The organism is Megasphaera sp. DJF_B143, assembly GCF_900320625.1.
In the GTDB taxonomy this organism is placed as follows: domain Bacteria; phylum Bacillota; class Negativicutes; order Veillonellales; family Megasphaeraceae; genus Megasphaera; species Megasphaera hexanoica.
Genome location: NZ_ONTA01000138.1, coordinates 1 through 19,550 on the forward strand (window position 1 = coordinate 1; position 19,550 = coordinate 19,550).

Annotated in this window: 20 protein-coding genes; 16 read left to right on the forward strand and 4 right to left on the reverse strand. The window is 49.8% G+C overall.

Annotation, left to right across the window (positions count from 1 at the left end; translation table 11 throughout):
* The 3 genes from addA to sdaAA form a co-directional block, all read left to right on the forward strand.
* A partial coding sequence (gene addA, locus DBO31_RS04105) for a helicase-exonuclease AddAB subunit AddA (protein WP_150824511.1) occupies positions 1 to 2,892 on the forward strand: 2,892 nt, incomplete at its 5' end.
* Positions 2,893 to 2,901: 9 nt separating this feature from the next.
* Positions 2,902 to 3,561: an L-serine ammonia-lyase, iron-sulfur-dependent subunit beta gene (gene sdaAB / locus DBO31_RS04110; protein WP_059076170.1), complete on the forward strand. Its 660-nt coding sequence runs from the start codon at positions 2,902 to 2,904 to the stop codon at positions 3,559 to 3,561.
* A gap of 14 nt (positions 3,562 to 3,575) precedes the next feature.
* Positions 3,576 to 4,463, forward strand: coding sequence for an L-serine ammonia-lyase, iron-sulfur-dependent, subunit alpha (gene sdaAA / locus DBO31_RS04115; protein ID WP_150824512.1), 888 nt, complete (start codon positions 3,576 to 3,578; stop codon positions 4,461 to 4,463).
* An 85-nt stretch (positions 4,464 to 4,548) separates the two neighbouring features.
* Here the strand turns inward: sdaAA and DBO31_RS04120 are convergent, their stop codons facing one another.
* Entirely contained in the window at positions 4,549 to 4,758 is a 210-nt protein-coding gene (locus tag DBO31_RS04120; RefSeq protein WP_118023470.1) for a hypothetical protein, read from the reverse strand.
* Between the two features lie 152 nt (positions 4,759 to 4,910).
* Between DBO31_RS04120 and DBO31_RS04125 the strand changes: the two genes are divergently transcribed.
* The 12 genes from DBO31_RS04125 to DBO31_RS04180 all read left to right on the forward strand — a co-directional run bounded on the left by DBO31_RS04125 (position 4,911) and on the right by DBO31_RS04180 (position 15,979).
* Complete coding sequence (locus DBO31_RS04125; RefSeq protein WP_059076167.1) at positions 4,911 to 6,659, forward strand: radical SAM protein; 1,749 nt, start codon at positions 4,911 to 4,913, stop codon at positions 6,657 to 6,659.
* Positions 6,580 to 7,458 (forward strand): peptidoglycan editing factor PgeF, encoded by an 879-nt coding sequence (gene pgeF / locus DBO31_RS04130; RefSeq protein ID WP_234995381.1) that lies wholly within the window; start codon positions 6,580 to 6,582, stop codon positions 7,456 to 7,458. The genes DBO31_RS04125 and pgeF overlap by 80 nt, the downstream gene beginning before the upstream one ends.
* Before the next feature lie 103 nt (positions 7,459 to 7,561).
* Complete coding sequence (locus DBO31_RS04135; protein ID WP_059076165.1) at positions 7,562 to 8,245, forward strand: YggS family pyridoxal phosphate-dependent enzyme; 684 nt, start codon at positions 7,562 to 7,564, stop codon at positions 8,243 to 8,245.
* Between the two features lie 16 nt (positions 8,246 to 8,261).
* Entirely contained in the window at positions 8,262 to 8,750 is a 489-nt protein-coding gene (locus DBO31_RS04140) for a cell division protein SepF (protein WP_059076164.1), read from the forward strand.
* 18 nt (positions 8,751 to 8,768) lie between these two features.
* Positions 8,769 to 9,554 (forward strand): RNA-binding protein, encoded by a 786-nt coding sequence (locus DBO31_RS04145; protein WP_075581488.1) that lies wholly within the window; start codon positions 8,769 to 8,771, stop codon positions 9,552 to 9,554.
* A gap of 22 nt (positions 9,555 to 9,576) precedes the next feature.
* On the forward strand, positions 9,577 to 10,092 hold the full coding sequence (locus tag DBO31_RS04150) for a DivIVA domain-containing protein (protein ID WP_059076162.1): 516 nt from the start codon (positions 9,577 to 9,579) through the stop codon (positions 10,090 to 10,092).
* Between the two features lie 102 nt (positions 10,093 to 10,194).
* Complete coding sequence (locus tag DBO31_RS04155; RefSeq protein ID WP_059076161.1) at positions 10,195 to 10,596, forward strand: hypothetical protein; 402 nt, start codon at positions 10,195 to 10,197, stop codon at positions 10,594 to 10,596.
* The gene (locus DBO31_RS04160) at positions 10,593 to 11,408 is read left to right on the forward strand and encodes a Cof-type HAD-IIB family hydrolase (protein ID WP_059076160.1); all 816 of its coding nucleotides are present in this window, start codon (positions 10,593 to 10,595) and stop codon (positions 11,406 to 11,408) included. The genes DBO31_RS04155 and DBO31_RS04160 overlap by 4 nt, the downstream gene beginning before the upstream one ends.
* Positions 11,409 to 11,420: 12 nt before the next feature.
* Positions 11,421 to 12,329, forward strand: coding sequence for an RNase adapter RapZ (gene rapZ / locus DBO31_RS04165; RefSeq protein ID WP_059076159.1), 909 nt, complete (start codon positions 11,421 to 11,423; stop codon positions 12,327 to 12,329).
* A 14-nt stretch (positions 12,330 to 12,343) separates the two neighbouring features.
* Positions 12,344 to 13,696 carry a uridine diphosphate-N-acetylglucosamine-binding protein YvcK gene (gene yvcK, locus DBO31_RS04170; RefSeq protein WP_150824513.1) on the forward strand — a complete coding sequence of 451 codons (1,353 nt, stop codon included), beginning with the start codon at positions 12,344 to 12,346 and terminating at the stop codon, positions 13,694 to 13,696.
* 5 nt (positions 13,697 to 13,701) lie between these two features.
* Positions 13,702 to 14,649 (forward strand): DNA-binding protein WhiA, encoded by a 948-nt coding sequence (gene whiA, locus DBO31_RS04175; protein ID WP_059076157.1) that lies wholly within the window; start codon positions 13,702 to 13,704, stop codon positions 14,647 to 14,649.
* Positions 14,627 to 15,979 carry a hypothetical protein gene (locus DBO31_RS04180; protein WP_150824514.1) on the forward strand — a complete coding sequence of 451 codons (1,353 nt, stop codon included), beginning with the start codon at positions 14,627 to 14,629 and terminating at the stop codon, positions 15,977 to 15,979. Before whiA ends, DBO31_RS04180 begins: the two co-directional genes overlap by 23 nt.
* Before the next feature lie 67 nt (positions 15,980 to 16,046).
* On the opposite strand, the gene DBO31_RS04185 is transcribed toward DBO31_RS04180, so the two are convergent.
* From DBO31_RS04185 to DBO31_RS04195, 3 genes are read right to left on the reverse strand one after another with little or no spacing between them, the layout of a single operon-like run.
* Entirely contained in the window at positions 16,047 to 16,841 is a 795-nt protein-coding gene (locus tag DBO31_RS04185) for a basic amino acid ABC transporter substrate-binding protein (protein WP_059076155.1), read from the reverse strand.
* Positions 16,842 to 16,862: 21 nt separating this feature from the next.
* Entirely contained in the window at positions 16,863 to 17,510 is a 648-nt protein-coding gene (locus DBO31_RS04190; RefSeq protein WP_059076154.1) for an HAD family hydrolase, read from the reverse strand.
* Positions 17,511 to 17,522: 12 nt separating this feature from the next.
* Positions 17,523 to 18,299 (reverse strand): basic amino acid ABC transporter substrate-binding protein, encoded by a 777-nt coding sequence (locus DBO31_RS04195; RefSeq protein WP_150824515.1) that lies wholly within the window; start codon positions 18,297 to 18,299, stop codon positions 17,523 to 17,525.
* A 165-nt stretch (positions 18,300 to 18,464) separates the two neighbouring features.
* Here DBO31_RS04195 and thiM point away from each other — a divergent pair, with 165 nt between their 5' ends.
* On the forward strand, positions 18,465 to 19,292 hold the full coding sequence (gene thiM / locus DBO31_RS04200; RefSeq protein WP_150824516.1) for a hydroxyethylthiazole kinase: 828 nt from the start codon (positions 18,465 to 18,467) through the stop codon (positions 19,290 to 19,292).
* The last annotated feature ends 258 nt before the right edge of the window (positions 19,293 to 19,550 follow it).

Sequence of the window (19,550 nt, forward strand, 5' to 3'; positions counted from 1 at the left end):
ACTTCGTGGGAAGAACTGCGGCAGGCTGTACGGGCTGTCAATTATGACCGCCTTGCCAGTCTGCGTAAGCTGGACGAAGACGATAAAGAATTTTGGGAACAATGCAAAAAGGTACGCACGTCATGCAAGAAGCAGTTTACGGCCATGCGGGATATGTGGTTTGTGCCATCGGACAGAGACTGGCTGGATGGATTGCGCAGCATGGAGCCGTATATTACAGGGCTGGTGCAGCTGACAAAAGATTTTGCCGAAGCTTACGGACAGGCAAAGAAGAAAAAAAGCTGGGTCGATTTCAATGACCTGGAACATTTTTGCCTGCAGATACTCCTGGACCCGGTTTCAACGCCGGAACATATTATCCGGTCTGATGCGGCAGAGGAATTGCGCCACACGTTTAAAGAAATCCTCATGGATGAATACCAGGATACAAACGGCGTCCAGGAAATGATAGCCCGGCTGATAGCCTGCCCGGATAACCGTTTTATGGTTGGGGATATCAAACAGAGTATATACCGGTTCCGCCTGGCAGATCCTACATTATTTCTGGAAAAATACCGGGCGTACAGCCGGGATGACCGGGCGGAGCAGCGCTGCATTGACCTGGCCCGTAATTTCCGTAGCGACAGGCATATCCTGGAAGCCATCAACGACGTATTCAGCCGCATTATGACGACAGAGACAGCCGGTATGCCTTATGGTGAACGGGAACGGCTGTACGCCGGCCGTAAGGAATGCACCGACGATTCCTGGCTGGGCGGTACGGTAGAAGTTCGGTTACTCGATACAGGAGGAAGTGATGATACCGGTGCAGAGGATGACCAGCCATCAGAATTGGTTTCTGATGAGCTGGCCGGGGACGGGGAGGACGAACATACGGCATTTGAAAAAGAGTGCCAGATGGTGGCCCGATGCCTGATAGACATGAAACATTCCGGTCAGTGTATCCAACGTAAAGATAGTTCCATGGAGCCCGTTTCCTGGCGCCATATGGTTGTGCTGCTCCGTTCACTGAAAAATAAAGCACAAGTCATGGCCCGGATTTTTCAGGAAGCGGGAATCCCCGTATATGCCGATGAAAGCGGCGGGTATTTTGCCGCTATAGAAGTACAGGTCATGCTGGCTTTGCTGCGATGCATCGATAACCCGGAACAGGATCTTCCCATGGCGGCCGTCCTCCGGTCACCGCTGGTCAAAATGGATGAGTCGGCCCTGGCCTGCCTTCATCTGACAGGAGACGGAACATTGTGGCAGAAACTGCCTGCATATGTACAAACGTTATCCGATGAGGATGCCGCTCCATTACGGGATTTTATGCGGCATCTGGAACAGTGGCGGACGTTCAGCCGGCGCGCCAGTGTTGCCGAATTATTGCAGCGGCTGTATGAGGACACGGGGTATATCCATTTTGTCGGAGGTATGCCCGGCGGTGCCGTCCGGCAGGCTAATCTCCGGGCTCTGTATGAACGGGCCCGGCAATATGAAGAAGCGGGATATCGCGGATTATTCCGCTATCTGCAGCTCATCGACAAGATGCAGGAAGACGAGCTCGATCTGGCTCCGGCCAAAGTACTGGGAGAAGGGGAAGATGTTGTACGCATCATTTCCATCCACAAAAGTAAAGGATTGGAATTTCCTGTTGTCGTCGTAGCCGATATGGGGAAACAGTTCAATGAAACAGACCTTTCCAAGGACATACTGCTCCATAAATCTTTAGGGATCGGCCTGCGGCAATTTGATACGGAATGGCGGATTTCTTATCCTGACTTCATTTGGAGCGGTCTGAGGGAACAACTAGCCTGGGAAGGACGGGCAGAAGAACAGCGCGTACTCTACGTTGCGATGACCCGGGCACGGGATAAACTGATCCTGACAGGTACTGTCAAAGATATGGGAAAAGCCTGGAAACACTGGCAAAAAGAAGGCAGTCCATCGGAAGGAAAATCATATCTCGATTGGCTCATGCCTCTTTTTGCAGGGGCGGATCAGTGGAAACAGACCAATGAAAAGGTTATGGCGGGACTGGAAAGTGACGAAATGCACGGCCTTTGGCGCCTGGCTTTATATCACCAGATTCCGACTTTGGAAGAAGTGGCACCGGATATATCCCTTGATTCACCGTTGCAGCAGGTGCGCTGCGGTGAACCGGTAGGAGCCCTGATTCCCGGCTGGATGGAGCAAACCTTATCCTGGCACTATCCGTGGCCTAAAGCGACGGGGACAGCAGCCAAGTATTCTGTCTCTGAAATCAAAAGACAGTATCAGCTCCAACACCAGGATGAATGGGAAGAAGAACGGGAACTGGCAGCGACGGGGGCCGGGGCAGACCGTGAGGAAGACGTGTTTGGCCGGCTGCCGGCATGGATGGATAAAAGGGAAGAGAAAGAAACGGGCGCCCGCCGTGGTACGATTGTTCATAAAATCATGCAGTATCTGGATATCAGGGCTGACATGAACCGGAACGATATAGATGCACAGCTCCGGTCCTGGCAGGCTCAGGAATTATTTACGGCAGAAGAAGTATCAATGGCCTATCTGCCGCCAATCCTTGCGTTTTGTCATTCGCCGCTCAGCCGGCGCATGGCGTCGTCAGACCGCATACTCCGGGAATATCCGTTCAGCATCCTCCTTCCTGCCGGCGGTCTCCTGCCGGACGCAGAACCGGGAGAGGAAATACTGGTGCAGGGCGTTATCGACTGTTTATTCCGGGAGGGTGATGGATGGGTATTGATTGATTATAAGACAGACCGTCTCGATGATGCGGACGCCTTTATCAAACGGTATGGCGTACAGATTTCTCTCTACAGGCAGGCTGTAGAAAAGATCAGTGGCCGTCCCGTACGGGAGGCCTATATGTATAGTTTCCGCCTGGGAACGGCGATTCGTGTAGAATAGGAGTATATCATGAGTGTATTTGATATTGTAGGGCCTGTCATGATTGGCCCTTCCAGCTCGCATACGGCCGGTGCTGCGCGTATCGGTCTCATGGCGAGGAATATATTAAAGGACGAACCGGTAAAGGCCATGATTACCGTATATGGGTCGTTTGCCAAGACTTATAAAGGCCATGGGACAGATAAGGCGCTGGTCGCCGGCCTCCTGGGTTTTTCAGCGGATGATACCCGGCTCCGGGACTCCTTTTCCATAGCGGCCGAAAAAGGGCTGGAAATTACCCTGCGGCGATCTGATGAAGAAGTAGATCATCCGAATACAGTCCGCATTGCCATGACAGGCAAAAATGGCAATCAGGCAGAAATATTGGGCGTTTCCTTGGGTGGTGGTAAGATTGAAATCCGCGAAATCAATGGATTTGAGGTCTCTCTCAATGGGGAAGAACATACCCTGATTACGCTGCATCGTGATCAGCCGGGAATCATCGCCCAAGCGACGACGATTATGGCAATCGGGCATATCAATGTTTCGACGATGAAGGTGTTCCGCAGCGGCAAACACGCCAATGCGGTCATGATTGTCTGCACAGACAGTCCGGTACCGGCAGAAATGGTCAGCCTGATTGGCAATATTTCAGCTATCGAGAGCGTCATTACGCTGGCACCGTTATAGGAGGTACAGGAGAGATGTACGAATACGAATATAAAACGCTGGAAGAACTTTCTCACAGGGCAGCCCAGCATGATATACGGATAGCGGACGTCGTTATCCGCCACGAAATGGAAACCTCTGAACAGACGGAAAAGGTGGTGCGGCAGCGCATGGTTTCCCGGCTGGAGGTATTTCGTGAATCCATAGAGGCCGGTCTTACCGATACGGGAACTTCTGTAAGCGGACTCGTCGGGGGAGATGCAAATAAACTGTCCCATAGCAGTGGCCGGCTGCTGGGGAGCCTGGCACGCAAGGCAGAGATGTATGCGCTGGCTGTCAGTGAAGCCAATGCCAAGATGTTCAAAATCGTCGCTTGCCCGACGGCAGGTTCTTGTGGTATCGTTCCAGCTGTTCTTATGGCAGTCAGTGAAGAACTGGGAACGAGTCCGGATGAAAATGTAGAAGCTCTTTTTACGGCTGCAGGAATTGGGGCTGTCGTATCCCGCAATGCGTCAGTTGCCGGAGCTGTCGGCGGTTGTCAGGCCGAATGCGGGACAGCTGCTGCCATGGCTGCCGCGGCGGCTGCCCAACTGGCGGGTGGTTCTGATGATGCAATCCTGCAGGCTATGGCACTGTGCATGAAAAACACACTGGGGCTGGCCTGTGATCCCGTAGCCGGTCTGGTAGAAGTGCCCTGTGTCAAGCGGAATGCCTGCCTGGCTGTAATGGCTGTCGGTGCAGCTGAAATGGCCCTGGCCGGTATCCGCAGTGTCATTCCGCCTGATGAAGTCATCAGTGCTATGGCTGAAATCGGCCGTATGATGCCCGTTGCCCTTAAAGAAACATCCGATGGCGGCCTTGCCAGAACGGAAACGGGAAAGGCCGTTGCCCGGAGGCTGGAACAGGAAATGAACGAAGGCTGATGCTGGGACACGACATAGAAAAAGGACTTATGGCATAAAGATTTTTTACCTTTATGCCATAAGTCCTTTCTTTGTGTATCCGTATTTATTTTTCAGCCATAGCCGGGCGGATTACCGGGCCGCTTTGTTTGCTGTAAACTGTGACATTGTTTCTGGCAAAAGCCGGCTGGCCTTCCAGACGACGATAAATTGCACGGCACAACCCCGTCGAGACAGGTGCCGCTTTCGGTTGTCGTGAGAATGCGAGAATCAGATCGGATTCAAACTGGCTTAATTCGACGCATTTTATTTTCATCTGGTAATCATCCCTTTAAGTGTAAATTTACATACGCTGACCCGGAACAGTCAATTAATATATATATTCTACTATAAAGACCTATCTTTGACAAGAAGGGATGCGGCTAGTAAAATAAAAGATACGTTATGATGTGCAGGAAGGAGAAGCATATGGGCTGGCAACTGGAAAAAGCATTAAATGAACGACTGGCGAGGGAAACGGGGTATGTCGTGCATCCATTTGGCAGCCGTCATACGATGGCTGTCTGTTACCCTAATACCTATGAGACGGGTATGAGCAATCTGGGAATGCAGATTATTTACCGGGAGGTAAACAGTCGTAATGATTTTCAATGCGAACGGGCATTTCTGCCAGATAAGAAATTGAAGAAAATCTATGAAAAAGAACATTCCCCACTTCTGACACTGGAAAATAAGCGGCCACTGTGTGATTTTGAAATTCTTGGCTTTTCTGTCAATTTCGAGATGGACTATTTTAACATCCCGGATATTCTCGAAGCTGGTCATATTCCTGTCCGGGCTGCAGACAGGACAGAAACCGATCCGCTGGTAGTCATGGGTGGTCCTGTCGCTTTCTTTAATCCCGAGCCGCTGGCGTTGTTTATGGATGTCTGCCTGATTGGAGAAGGAGAAGAACTGATTCATGCATTTCTCGACGCCTGGCTTCAGGCAAAGGCCGACGGAGCCGGAAGGCAGGAGTTACTGCGCCGTCTGGCAAGGGTTGAAGGCGTATACGTTCCTTCCCTGTATCATCACGTGTATGATGATAGGGGAAATTTGATGCGCATCGATGCCGAACCAGGTATACCCCATCGCGTACGCCGGCAATGGCATGAACTGACCCGGCCAGGGGAAACGGTCGTCGCTACGCCGGATACGGAATTTGGATCCATGTATCTCATTGAAATTGCCCGTGGATGTGGCCGTCACTGCCGGTTCTGCATGGCTGGGTATTGTTACCGCCGTCCCCGTGTGCGTCCGCTGGAATATGTCAAAGCTGCCGTTCTCCGGGGGAAGAAGCTGGGTAAAAAGATAGGCCTCATGGGTGCTGCCATTTCCGATTATCCGTACATTGACGAATTAGTCACATTCATCCGTCAGCAGGGACTGGCTTTTTCCTGTGCGTCTCTGCGTGCAGATTCCATTACGCCTGTTATTGTCAAAGGCATTGCGGAAAGCGGGCAGAAGACGATTACCCTGGCACCGGAAGCTGGCAGTGAGCATATGCGGAACATTATCAATAAAGGAATTACAGAAGAACATCTCCTCCAATCCATCGATTTATGTACGGCTGCGGGAATCCGTAAGGTGCGGATGTATATCATGATAGGTCTCCCCATGGAAACGGATGAAGATATACAGGGAATTGTGGATATGACACGCCGGGTACGGGAACACATGGACCGCATTGGCAACAAAAGCAGTATTACCCTGAGCATCAATCCTTTTATTCCAAAACCGATGACGCCCTTTCAGTGGATGGCCATGACGGAACAAAAAGTCGTGGAACGGAGACTGGCATATATAAAAAAAGAGGCAGGGCGCATACGGCAGACGGAAGTTTTGGCTGAACCACTGCGGCAGTGCTATATCCAGGGGGTCCTTTCCCGGGGGGACCGCCGCGTGGGGGAACTGCTTCTGAAAGCCCATTCTTACGGAGGTGTCCGGGGCTGGAAACGGGCTGTCCGGGAAACAGGATTTGATGTAGAATCATTTTTATATACGCCACGGCAGACCGACGAACTCCTTCCCTGGAGTGTACTCGATAATGGTCTGGCAGAGGATTACCTGATCCGGGAACGGGAGAAGGCTGAAAAAGGTGAGTTCACCATACCATGCTTTGAAGGATGCCGGCGATGTCATGTATGTGGAGGTACAAATGGGGACACAGTGGATTAAACATAAGGACGGGATTGCCTGGGAAGAAAGCGGGCAGCTGCATCGTGCCGGCCTGTGCCATGGCGTTACTGGCCGCACGGGCGGGGTAAGTCCGGCTCCGTATCATTCTCTAAACCTGGCACTGCACGTAGGAGATTCCGTATCATGCGTCCTGGAAAACCGGCGCCGTCTCTGTGCCCATCTGGGCTGCCGCCTCGATGTACTGACTACACCGCAGCAGACTCATGAAGATCACGTAATCGCCGTCGGAGACAGCGAGATAGGACGGGGGGCCGGCAGTTATCACGATGCCTTTCCCCATACGGATGCGCTTATGACCAGCCGGCCTGGAGTGCTGCTCCTGATCTGTATTGCCGACTGTGTGCCGGTTATCCTGTATGATCCGGTAAAAAAAGCCTGTGCAGTCATTCATGATGGCTGGCGTGGTACGGCTTCCCGGCTGGCTTCCAAGACGGTTTTTGCCATGCAGACCGTATATGGATCACAGCCACGGGATATTCTCGCCTTTATCGGGCCGTCTATTTCCCGGGAGCATTTCGAGGTCAGTGAAGCGACGTCAGATATCTTCCGCCATATGGGACCGGCCTATGACCAATGTGTCTATAAAACAGCGGATACGGTCTGCGTTGATTTATGGCAGGCAAACCAGCAGCTGTTGCTGCATGCGGGGCTGCTGCCACAGCACATCGATACGACAACCCATTGCGCGTATCAGGATGAACAAGCCTTTTATTCATATCGTCGCGATGGCGGTCATACCGGACGGATGGCAGCCTTCGCCATGATTCCGGCAATATGACGATTGGGGCAGATTTTTTCCAAAAATACTAGCATTTATAAGGCGTAATATATATAATAGAGTAAGTGCCAAGTTTTTTGTAGGTACCACGGAGGGATTTTATTTGATAAAGGAAAACATAGAGGCCATAGAAAAACGCATGGCTGATGCGGCAGCCCGTGCCGGCCGGAGTGATACGGTTACCCTGATTGCCGTCACGAAAAATCATCCTGTAGAATGCATGAAAGAAGCCGCAGCAGACGGAATTGTGAACGTTGGTGAAAACCGCGTACAGGAAGCGATGGAAAAGATAAAGGAATTTCCAGAAAACCACCTTGTCTGGCATTTAATCGGTCATCTCCAGACGAATAAGGCTAAACAGGCAGTGGCTCATTTTGACCTGATTCATTCCATTGATTCGGAACATCTCCTGAAAGCCGTCGATAAAGAAGCTGGCAAGATAGGAAAAGTACAGGATATTCTTCTGCAGGTCAACGTAGCGCGGGAAGAAAGCAAATTCGGCATGGAAGTAGAAGATTTTCCGCGCATCAGCGCGCTGGCAAAAGAACTGACTCATGTCCGCGTCTGCGGTCTTATGTGTATGGCTCCGAATTTTGATAACGTGGAAGACACGCGCCCAATCTTCCGGATTGCCCACGCTTTATATGAAGATATGAAACCTCAGTTTCCAGAAGGTCAAGTCCGTTACCTGTCTATGGGCATGACTCATGATTTTGAAATAGCCATTGAAGAAGGGGCAAATATGGTACGCGTCGGTACTGCCATATTTGGACCGCGCCAATACTAAGGAGGATAATAAAACCATGGGATTGAAAAAATTTTGGAACAATGTAGTAGGCAAGGTCAGCGGTGTAGATGAAGATGATATCTATGAAACAGACGAAGACTTTGAAGATGATGACGATGAAATAGAAGACGCACCGCGTCAGAACCAGCGTCCAGTGGCAGCTGCCCGCCGGCCTGCACTCGGAGCGGCCCAGGTAGACCGCCCGCTCAAAATGATGATCGTAGAACCAGAAAGCTTCGACGATTCTCAGAGCATTGCTGATTTTCTCCGGGACCGCAAACCGGTTGTCATCAATTTTGAAAACACGGAACCGGATATTTCCAAACGGGTTGTCGATTTTGTCAGTGGGGCAACGTATGCACTGGATGGCAATATTCAGAAAGTGGGCAAGGATATTTTCCTTTGCGTACCCAGCAATGTAACAGTGGATCGGAGTAAACACGATTACGGTGATTTCACGGCACAGCTGGCCTGGAAAAACGGCGAAGGTAATAAACAGCAGTAAGATAAATGAGGCATTTTTGTGAAAAACAGAGATAGAATTATACGTTATTATAAGGGTACGGATAACGGCGAGCTGGCTGCCCGGTTGATTGATCTGGCAGACAGTACGGCCAAAGGCCGTCCTTATGCCGTCAGTGAATTTGTATCACCCGGTGCCGTACAGATAGGCGAAACGATACAGGCGTCCGCCCCTGGCCTGATCCTGAAGACCTTTGGCGGGTATGAGGGAGCAGAACGGGTGCGTCTTGCCTTTGTCAAGGAAAGTTATGATGGACCTGTTGATTTTGCCATTACCGCCTGCCATGTGAGCTGGGATGCCCGTTATCGCCTTCTCAGTCATCGTGATGTGCTGGGATCGCTCATGGGATTGGGAATCGACCGCAGCCGCTTTGGCGATATCATCATGGAGGAAACGGGAGCAGTCATCCTGACCGATGCACCCCTTCTTGCCTATCTGAAGCAGAATTTTTTAAAGATTGCCATGGTTCATGTTACGGTAGAAGACATGGCCTTGTCGGATATTGCGCCTAAACAGGAAAAGGTGAAAGAAATCAAGACGACCGTAGCCTCCCTTCGCCTGGATGCCGTCGCTTCTTCCGGGTTTGGTATTTCCCGTACCAAAGCGGCGGAAGCAATCAAGGGTGACCGGGTACAAGTTAATTGGCAGCCGGCTAAAGGGCCGAGCCAGGAAGTACAGGAGGGCGATGTCATTTCTCTCCGGGGAAAGGGCCGGATGGAACTGGCCCAGATTACTGGTACTTCACGCAAAGGGCGTACAGGTGTTTTATTGAGACGATACATGTGAGAATTTTTGGAGGAATGTACCCATGCTTACACCAATGGATATACATAACAAAGAGTTTAAACGGGGCTTCCGCGGTTATAGTGAAGAAGATGTCGATGCCTTTATGGACAATATTGCCGATGACTATGAAAAAGTATACCGGGAATATTGTGAAATAAAGGAAAAATGCGAAAAGTTACAGGATAAGCTGTCGCAGTATGAAAAAATGGAATCTACCATGAATAGTACGCTTATGCTGGCCCAGCAGACGGCAGAAAATGTCAAGGTGTCTGCCCGCAAAGAAGCCGATCTCATCCTGCAGGAAGCAGAAAATAAAAAGAAAAAAATGCTCGATGAAACGACACTGAACATGCAGACGACACAGCAGAATATGGAAAAAATGAAAACCCAGGTTAGTGCTTTCCGGGCTAAATGCCGGGCGCTGCTTACCAGCCAGATGCGTCTGCTCGATGATATGGTCATCGATGAAGAAACGGCAGTCAGTGATGGCAATACTCCGGCAGAACAGCCGGAAGCTGGCGATAACACAGCGAAATAACAGAACGTACAGAGATATGCTCTCTTCCCGGTATGACTCATGGCTGCCGGATAGAGAGCGTATTTGTTTATAATGCGGTAATACAGAAAGGGAGCTGCTGCTATGAAACGACTGGGACTTATGCTGTTGACATTGGCCTTATTGGCCTGTGGTACGGCCTCTGCGTATAATCCGTACGCCCCGAATCCATTCGATGCGATTGAACAGAATAGCTGGGAATACAAGTATCTTCTGGATTTGACAAAGGCGGGCCTCACCGGTACAGATATGGCCAGATTTTCACCTTCTTATGCTCTGACCCGTGTGGAAATGCGTGATATGCTGGTTACGGCACTCAAAAACCGCAGCCGGGCAACGGCATCCCAGCAGAAAGAAATGGACCAACTGGCTTCGGAGTATGCCGAGGACCTGACCTACGCCAGGGATGGAGAGACATTAAAGACAGAGACGGAAAAGCCGGCTGGCGACCCGTTTGATTGGAAACAGGGGGATAAAACGAAATGATACAACAACCAGAATACCCGATAAAAATGATAGCGATAGATCTCGATGATACGCTCATCCGGGACGATACGACCGTCTCTGATTATACGAAAGATACGATACGCCGGGCACAACAGAAGGGAATCCACATCATGATTGCAACTGGCCGTATGTATGCGACGGCCAGTCCCTATGGCCGCATGCTCGGGCTGGGGGATATCCCCATGATGTTGTTTGGCGGCGGACTGATCCAGACGCTGGAATCGAAGAAGATACTGTACAGTCATCCTATTCCACAGGAAGATGCGGCACAACTGCTCTCGCTGGCCAAAGAAAAAGGATGGATGATGCAATCATATATTGATGACGTGCTGCGTGTTGCCGAGTATAATCACTGGGTTGCCGATTACGAACGGATTACTCATTCCCACGCTGTCGTATGCGGTGATGATTTTTATACTCCCTGTGGTGCGCCAGATAAATTATTATCCTGTGATGAACATGAAGTCCTGCTGCAACGGGCAAAGGAAATAGAAGAAGCGATGCCGGGCAGATTCGATATCATGTGTTCCAAGCCGACATTCCTGGAAATTACGCCCAAAGGAATTTCAAAAGGTGTCTGCCTGAAACGTCTTTGTGATATTTATGGCATTTCGCTGCAGAACGTCATGAGCTTTGGAAACGGAATGAATGATTTATCCATGCTGAAAGCTGCCGGATTCGGCGTAGCTGTGGCCAACGCCGTACCCGAAGTAAGAGAACAGGTTCCGTATGTTACGGCATCCAATAATGAAGACGGAGTAGCCAGAGCTATTGAAAAATTTATCTTGTAAGGAGGGACCACGATGGATCAATTCCACTTGATCATTGTCACCGGCATGTCGGGTGCAGGTAAGAGCCAGGCTGTCAAAGTGTTGGAGGACATTGGTTATTTTTGTATAGACAATCTGCCGCCAGTGCTGATTCCAAAATTTGCCGAGCTTTGCGTCAAAGGCGGTGAACGGGTGCGTCATGTGGCCCTCATTGCCGATATCCGCGGCGGGCAGTTTTTTGATGCTATGAGCCAGGCTTTACAGGAATTGCGCAAGCAGGGCGTTTCCTATGAAATCGTCTTTATGGAAGCATCAGACAAGGTCCTTATAAACCGCTATAAAGAAACGAGGCGTGTCCATCCTCTGGCACTTCATGGGCGCATCAGTCAGGGAATCGCGGAAGAGCGGAAGCGGCTGGCCACGCTCCGGGAACAGGCTGATTTTATTATTGATACGAGCTCACTCAAGACGAGCCAGCTGCGGGATATCCTGCGCAAGCGCTATGCGCTGAATACAGGCCGCAAGGGACTGACCGTTACGGTCGTATCCTTTGGCTTCAAACATGGCATGCCCATTGATGCGGATATTGTCGATGATGTGCGTTTTCTGCCCAACCCGTATTATGTTGAGGAATACCGCCATAAGTCGGGCCGGGTTCCCGTAGTACGGGATTATGTCCAAAGTTTTCAGGTCACTCAGACGTTTAAAGAAAAATGGTTCGATATGATAGATTTTCTCCTTCCCAATTATGAGCGGGAAGGAAAAAGCCAGCTGGTCATTGCCGTAGGGTGTACCGGCGGGATGCACCGCAGTGTCTGCATGGCAGAAGAAATGTACCGTCATCTCAAAGAAACAGGTGTCGATGTATCTATTGAACACCGGGATCTTGCCAAAAATGATGTCGAAGAAGATGCTCCCGGTTATGAAGGAGAAGATGCATAAGGAGGGTGCAGAACATGCGCTTTTTTAAATGGCTTCATCCGGGATTGCACATCAAGCGATGGCTCTTCCTGTTTGGCCTGGGCATGATGTGTACCAGTTTTGGTATTGTCCTGACGTTTAATTACCAATGGATCGGCCAGGTAGAAGAATGGACCTTCCGCCTGCTCTATGAAGCGACAGGCCATTATAACTATACGGTCCTGGCTTCTCTTGGCATTGTCATTCTCCTGGCAGGCATCCTGATCATGGGATGGTCTACCCGGCATCTGATTCGTACCATGCTGGGCGTTATCATGCCGAATGAGTCGGAAAATCTCAGTGAACTCATCTTATCTAATATGAAATTGTCCAAGGGTCCCAAAGTCGTCGTTATCGGCGGGGGGACAGGACTTTCGGTTATGCTCCGGGGATTGAAGACAAAAACATATAATCTGACGGCCGTCGTCACCGTTGCCGATGATGGCGGGTCGTCCGGGCGGATCCGTCAGGATCTGGACATTATAGCGCCGGGGGATTTGCGTAACTGTCTGGTTGCCCTGGCTGATAAAGAAGGGCTGATGGAAAAACTATTTGCCCACCGTTTTGGCGGATCGGGTAATTTGTCCGGGCACAGTTTTGGCAACCTGTTTATTGCCGCGCTGATTGAAGTCCTGGGAGACGTAGAAGGGGCTATGGATGCGACAAGCAAAGTCCTGAAAGTCCGTGGGAAAGTCATTCCCTCTTCGGCAGATAAAATCCTCCTCAATGCGGAAATGGTGGACGGGACTATCGTACAGGGGGAATCGCAGATCCCCAAGGCCCATGGCAAAATTAAGCGGGTCTTTACGACACCGGAACATCCCCGTGCCGTGCAATCTGCTGTAGATGCAATCCGCGATGCCGATGCCATCGTACTGGGGCCGGGCAGCCTCTATACGAGTATTATGCCTAATTTGTGCATTCCTGATATTGCGGCTGCCGTGCGCGACAGCAAGGCGAAAAAGATCTACATCTGTAACGTCATGACACAGCCGGGGGAAACGGACGGGTACAGCGTAGCCGATCATGTCAAGGCAATCGAACGACAGGCCGGAGCACCAGTCATTGATTTTGTCATGGCTAATAATGGCAATGTAGATCCGGCGATTTTACAGAAATATGCTGCTGCCGGCCAGTATCCTGTGCAGATTGACAAAAAAGAAATACATAAGACCGGCGCAACACTGATTCAGGCTGATCTGGTCAACAGAGAAACGGGAGCTACCCATGATACGAATAAACTGGCAGATGTCCTTTTTGATTTGATTAATGCGCTGCGGACGGATTTATCCCCTGAATTGCTGCATTATTATTTAAAGAGATATAATTTGAAACATCCCAGGAGGTGAGCTGTTTGTCGTTTGCAGAAGAAGTAAAAAACGAGGCCGCTCATATTCCCGTTGAAGACGCCGCCTGTCGCACTGCGGAACTGGCGGCGTTGCTGTGTATGGGAGGTTCGCTCCTTCCCGGTTCCGATGGATGCGCCGGATTGGAATTCAGTACGTCCAATAACGCCGTGGCAAGAAAAGCTCTGTCCATGTGGCGCCATTCTTTCTCCATACGGCCGGAAGTACTCGTGCGGCGGGGGCGCAGGCTGCGCAAAAAAAACTATTATATCCTCCGGATTCCGCCGGCAGTGGAAAGTACGGCCGCCTTACGTTCCCTGACGTTGTTTCCTGCAGAGGAAGCCTTTCAGGGGCTGGAACTACGCCGTGATGACTGCCGCCGGTCTTTTCTGCGTGGCGCCTTTATGGGCGGGGGATCGGTCAATCAGCCCCAGGGAGATTACCATCTGGAACTGATGACAGGGAATAAAGAATTTGCCCGCCTGCTTTTGAAATTAATGCACCATTTTCACTTGTCTGCCAAGATGACAGACCGTAAAGGAGACTATCTGGTCTATGTGAAGGAAGGAAATGGCGTATCTTCTTTTTTGCAGCAGATCGGGGCCGTACAAGCGTATCTGAAATTTGAAAGTGTGCGAGTCGTCAAAGACATGCGTAACAATGTGAACCGCGTGGTTAATTGCGAAACGGCCAACCTTCAAAAAACCGTTAATGCGGCAGTACGTCAGACTGCGGATATTGAACGCATACGTGATTCGGGCCGGTATCACCTCCTGAGTCCCAGACTGCAGGAAGCGGCCGAATTACGTCTGGCCCATCCGGAGGCGACAATGGGAGAAATCGCAGCTTTGTCAGGTATTACGAAATCGGGATTATCCCACCGGTTTAAAAAAATCGCGACGATAGCGAAGGAAATAGAAGGTATGGAACATCATGAAATTACGAATACTCAGTAAATGTCTGATTGCAGGTCTTTTATGTGTGCTGCCACTGGTGTCGCTGGAGGCAGCGGATACAGAATACGGGGCAGATAATCCTGAAGTCATGGATAAAATCGTACGCAGCCGGATGCTTCCCGTGGCGATGACAGCACCTCATGATACGGGAACGCTGCTGTTCTCGGATAGTCCGGAATATGCCGATAAAGACGGAATTTTATATGTCGATAAAGTAAAGGGTGATACGCGGCTATATTTTTATCATGTCAATCAGGCAAATTATCCGCGCAAGATTGTCGCCATGGCATACAACCCTTCAGACCATGAAGTTATGGCAGGGGTCAGCGGTGTCTATTATGCCAAGCCAAGTACGTCTTATTACGATGTGGGCAAGGATTTGTCTACCTTATATTATGAAGGAAATACGACCTATAACCGGGTCAGCGTTCCACCGCTCGGCTATGCCGTACTCAGCGATCGGCTGAACCGCGTCATCGTAGCTCCAGATCAGCTGTTTTCTGGTATTGTCAACATGAATCTGCCGGATGATATGTATGTTTCAGCCGTTATTATGCCAGCTGCGGCAGATCCGGTAGCTTTTATGAAAAAACAGCAGTATCTGGCCAGTGATGACGTTAAACTGCGGGGAACCTTCCCGGGGATGGACCGCTCTCTCAAAAATCTGATTCCCTTTACGGCAGATGAAGGTATTGGCTATATTCTTATCGCCGACGGCATACAAGACCGGTTTTTACGGGGTTATGACGTGATTGACGACCGCCTTTCGGAGGACGTGGGCAATTATGGCCTCGATTACCTTATACAGATAAAAACCAGAGGAACGGGACTTCTCCACTACTATTTCAACACCCAGGGAGGGGAATATGCCGGCGTGGCTGAAATCAGTTATGATGACGGAAAAGGCGGAACAGCCAGTAAAATTGTAGAGCTGCCCCGTAAAGGACTGAGCATGGGATTTGATAATGCCTATGCGATGGAATACCTCGATTCTGTGGCGGCGGGTACGACTGTCACGATACATCTTATGCCACCGGGAGCAGCCAACCTCCCTGTGCGGATTATCATCGTTCCCGATGCATCGGTGCAGCAGGCGGCTGATGCCGTACGTGAAGGAGCACAGCGCCGACTGGAAGAACAGAAGAAACAGCAGCAGGAGAGTATCGGAGACGATTGGGCCCGGATTGAAAAGAAATTACATGCGGGTCGTACTGAAGAACAGACGGAGCTTTCGGGGAAAAAGACAAAAAGTAATACCAAAAAAGATAAGAAAACGAAAGCAAAAACAAATAAGAGACCTGTTCAGGAAGATTTGGGACAGGGAGCATAATATAAGAGAAAAGGGAGCACGATGCAAAAATCTGCATCGTGCTCCCTTTTTCCATATAGATGATGGATTATAAGTCTTGATCTTTCGGTTCTTCGCCAAACCACTTCTTGTAAATCTTGGCATACGTACCGTCTTTTTTAATCTGACTCAGTGCGTCATTAAATTGTTTCAACAATTCCGGTTTATCCTTGCTGATAGCCATGGCTGTACCGCGGGACAGAATCGGATCGCCGACGATTTTTGCTTTTTCATTGCCACCGTGGGTCATGTAATCCTGGGCGACGGCTTTATCGATAGAAATTGCATCGACTGTACCGGCTTCCAGTTCCATCCAGCCCTGACTGTTGGTATCAAATTCCTTGACGGTTGCCCCATGTTCCTTTGCATGGTCGCCGGCTTTGGAAGCTACCTGTGCGCCGACTGTCTTGCCGGTAATGGTGTCATAGCCGGTAATGTCGGTATTATCCTTGCGGACGACGATTGTATAGCCGCCTTTGTAATAGACATCGGTAAAGGCTACCTGTTTCTTGCGTTCCGGTGTAGCGTCCATGCCGGCAGCGATGACGTCAATCTGACCGCTCTTGAGGGCAGGGATGAGGGCATCGAAGCCAATGTTTTTGATTTCCATCTTGTAGCCCAGTTTATCACAGATAGCCTGGGTGAGGTCCATATCAAACCCGACAACTTTATCATTTTCTACGGATTCAAAAGGCGGGAATGTGGCTTCTGTGCCGACGACGAGAGTTTTCTGTTCCTTGGCGGCATCTTTCTTGTCACCGCTCTGGGAACCACCGCAGCCGGTAATCAGCGTAACGGCTGCCAGGGAAGCAGCAAGCATAGTTACATATTTTTTGTTCATCATGAGTCACTCCTTCAAACGGAATTACTTTTTCCTCATATATAATTCACTCAGATCAGACATGATCCGGGTGTGAGGGCGTGTTGCAAACGCTGATGCCGGTGTGGCACCGGTGGTAACGGCAGCAAAATCAACGCCGCCATTTTGAGCAGTATCAGCATCGATAAGACTATCGCCAACGTACAGGATATCTGCCGGGACAAGATGAAAATAATCTTGTATGAGCCGGAGTCCATCGGGGGCAGGCTTGGCATGCTCTACATCTTCAATGCCGATAACGCGGTCGATAAGGGGCTCCATCTGTTCACGACGGATGGTTTCCATGATGCGGCTCCTCGTTTTGGTAGAAACGATGCAGCAAATGGCACCGGCTTCTTTCAGATAAGTGAGGGCCGGTTTCGTTTCCGGATACAGATGGGTATTGGGCGTCATGTAGAAATCGGAATACCGGACTTTATAGAGCCGGATGAGCCGGGCCAGTTTCCCTTTTTCTGTTTCTCCTGTAATAATCGACATGGCATCGTACATTGTCTTGCCGATGGTACTGCAGATGACATCCCGGGAAACGGGAGCATATCCTTCATCATGGAGAAGCATTTCAAAACACATGACGATGCCTTGTTCGGAATTTACCAGAGTATAATCAAAATCAAATACGTATGCTTTATACATTCTTATTCCTTATTATTCTTTCGGTTCCGTACCAAACCATTTTTTGTAGAGCTGGGCGTAGGTACCGTCTGCCTTTAATTCATCAATGGCTTTGTTGACTTTTTCCAGCATTTCCGGCTTGTCTTTGCTGACGGCCATGGCAATGCCATCGGGGGCCATCTGAGGTTCACCAGCCAGCTTCAGGTCATTTTCACCGCCGTGGCTGAGGTAATACATTGCTACGGACGTATTGATGATGACGGCGTCACTGTTATTGCTGTTCAGCTCCATCCAGCATTGGTTATTGGCGTCTACCTGTTTGATAACCGCGCCAGCCTGCTGCCCCAGTTCAACGCCTTTTGTACCGACCTGGGTGCAGACATTCTTACCGGATAAATCCTGGAATCCATTGATTGTCGTATTATCTTTGCGGACGACGACGGAATATCCGTCATGGAAATACGGTTTTGTAAACGATACCTGTTTTGCCCGTTCCGGTGTAGCATCCATGCCTGAGGCGATGAGATCAATCTGGCCACTTTTGAGAGCCGGAATCAGAGCGTCGAAGCCCAGACTTTTGACTTCGGCTTTCATTCCCAGTTTGTCAGCAACGGCTTTGGCAAAATCGATATCAAAGCCGACATACTGATCGTTTTCTGTGAATTCAAACGGGGGAAATGTCGGTTCCATACCGATGACCAGCGTATCACTGGATTTCTTGCTGCTGTCACTCTGAGAACCGCCGCAGCCGGTCAATACAGTCATAGCTGCCAATGAAACAGCCGTCAGTGTAGCCCATTTTTTTTTCATTCCTATATCTCCTTATATAGATAGTATGGTATAACGCATCCCAAAACGTTACCAAAAGATTACATTCATAATTATACATATTCAGAAAAAATAATACAAGCCATTTGATTACATATTCGTGCATACGTTGTATAATATATGATAAAAAAGAAAGTGGTGACCAATATGACAAATGAAACATTAAAAAAAGCAATAGAACAGACGGCAGTGGCAGTCAGGCAGATGAACCCGCTGGTTCCATCCATTACCAATACGGTAACCATTAATTTTGTAGCGAATGCCCAGCTGGCAGTGGGAGGATCGGCTGCCATGGTATATCTTCCCGACGAAGGGGAAGGGTTGGCGCATATTTGCCAGGCTATGTATATCAACGTGGGTACTCTATTCCCTGTTTATGCAGAAACACTGCCTCTTACGGCAAAGGTACTTCACGAAGAACGGAAACCCTGGGTCCTCGACCCTGTAGCTATCGGTCTTGGGAAGATGCGAACTGATTTGCTGACTCAGTTTAAAGAATACAAGCCATCTATTATCAGGGGAAATGCCTCGGAAATTATTGCGCTGGCAGGATTATGGAATTTATCTGGTGGCTCGGCCGTTTCGGAAGTACGTGGTGTCGATTCGACAGATACGGTGCGTGCTGCGAAAGATGCAGCTATGGCACTGGCTTCATGGACGGGTGGAGCCGTTGCCGTGTCCGGAGCGGAAGATTTGATTACCGATGGGAAACAGGTAATCATCTCAAAAGGAGGATCGCCTATGATGCCCTGTATTACCGGGACGGGATGCTCCCTCGGTGGAGTCATGGCCGTTTATGCAGCTGCAGCCGATCCGTTTGTAGCCGCAATTACTGGCGCTGCCGTATATAATCTGGCGGGAAGCCGGGCAGAAACCTATGTAAAGGGGACGGGTTCATTCCAGACGGCATTTATTGATGAATTGTATACGGCCCAGCCGTCAGATATTGCGGGAAATCCCTTTATATTAGAGTAAAGCAGAATCATTCATCGGCGTATATGAAAGGCAGGACTGTCACGATAGTATACGTATCAAAAGAGGGTTAACAAGCCTTAGAATAGAGACGTTTGTCGCAGACCGCAGGCCGTTGGTCGAAGTGATTCGATAAACGGTTAACGAACTGTGATGAACGTCATTTTTTTTGCGATGCAAAAAAATCCCTTGACAAGAAGGGAAGAGTGGGATATACTAAACAAGCTGTTGAGCGGACGTGAAGGTTTCCTTCCTCCTCTC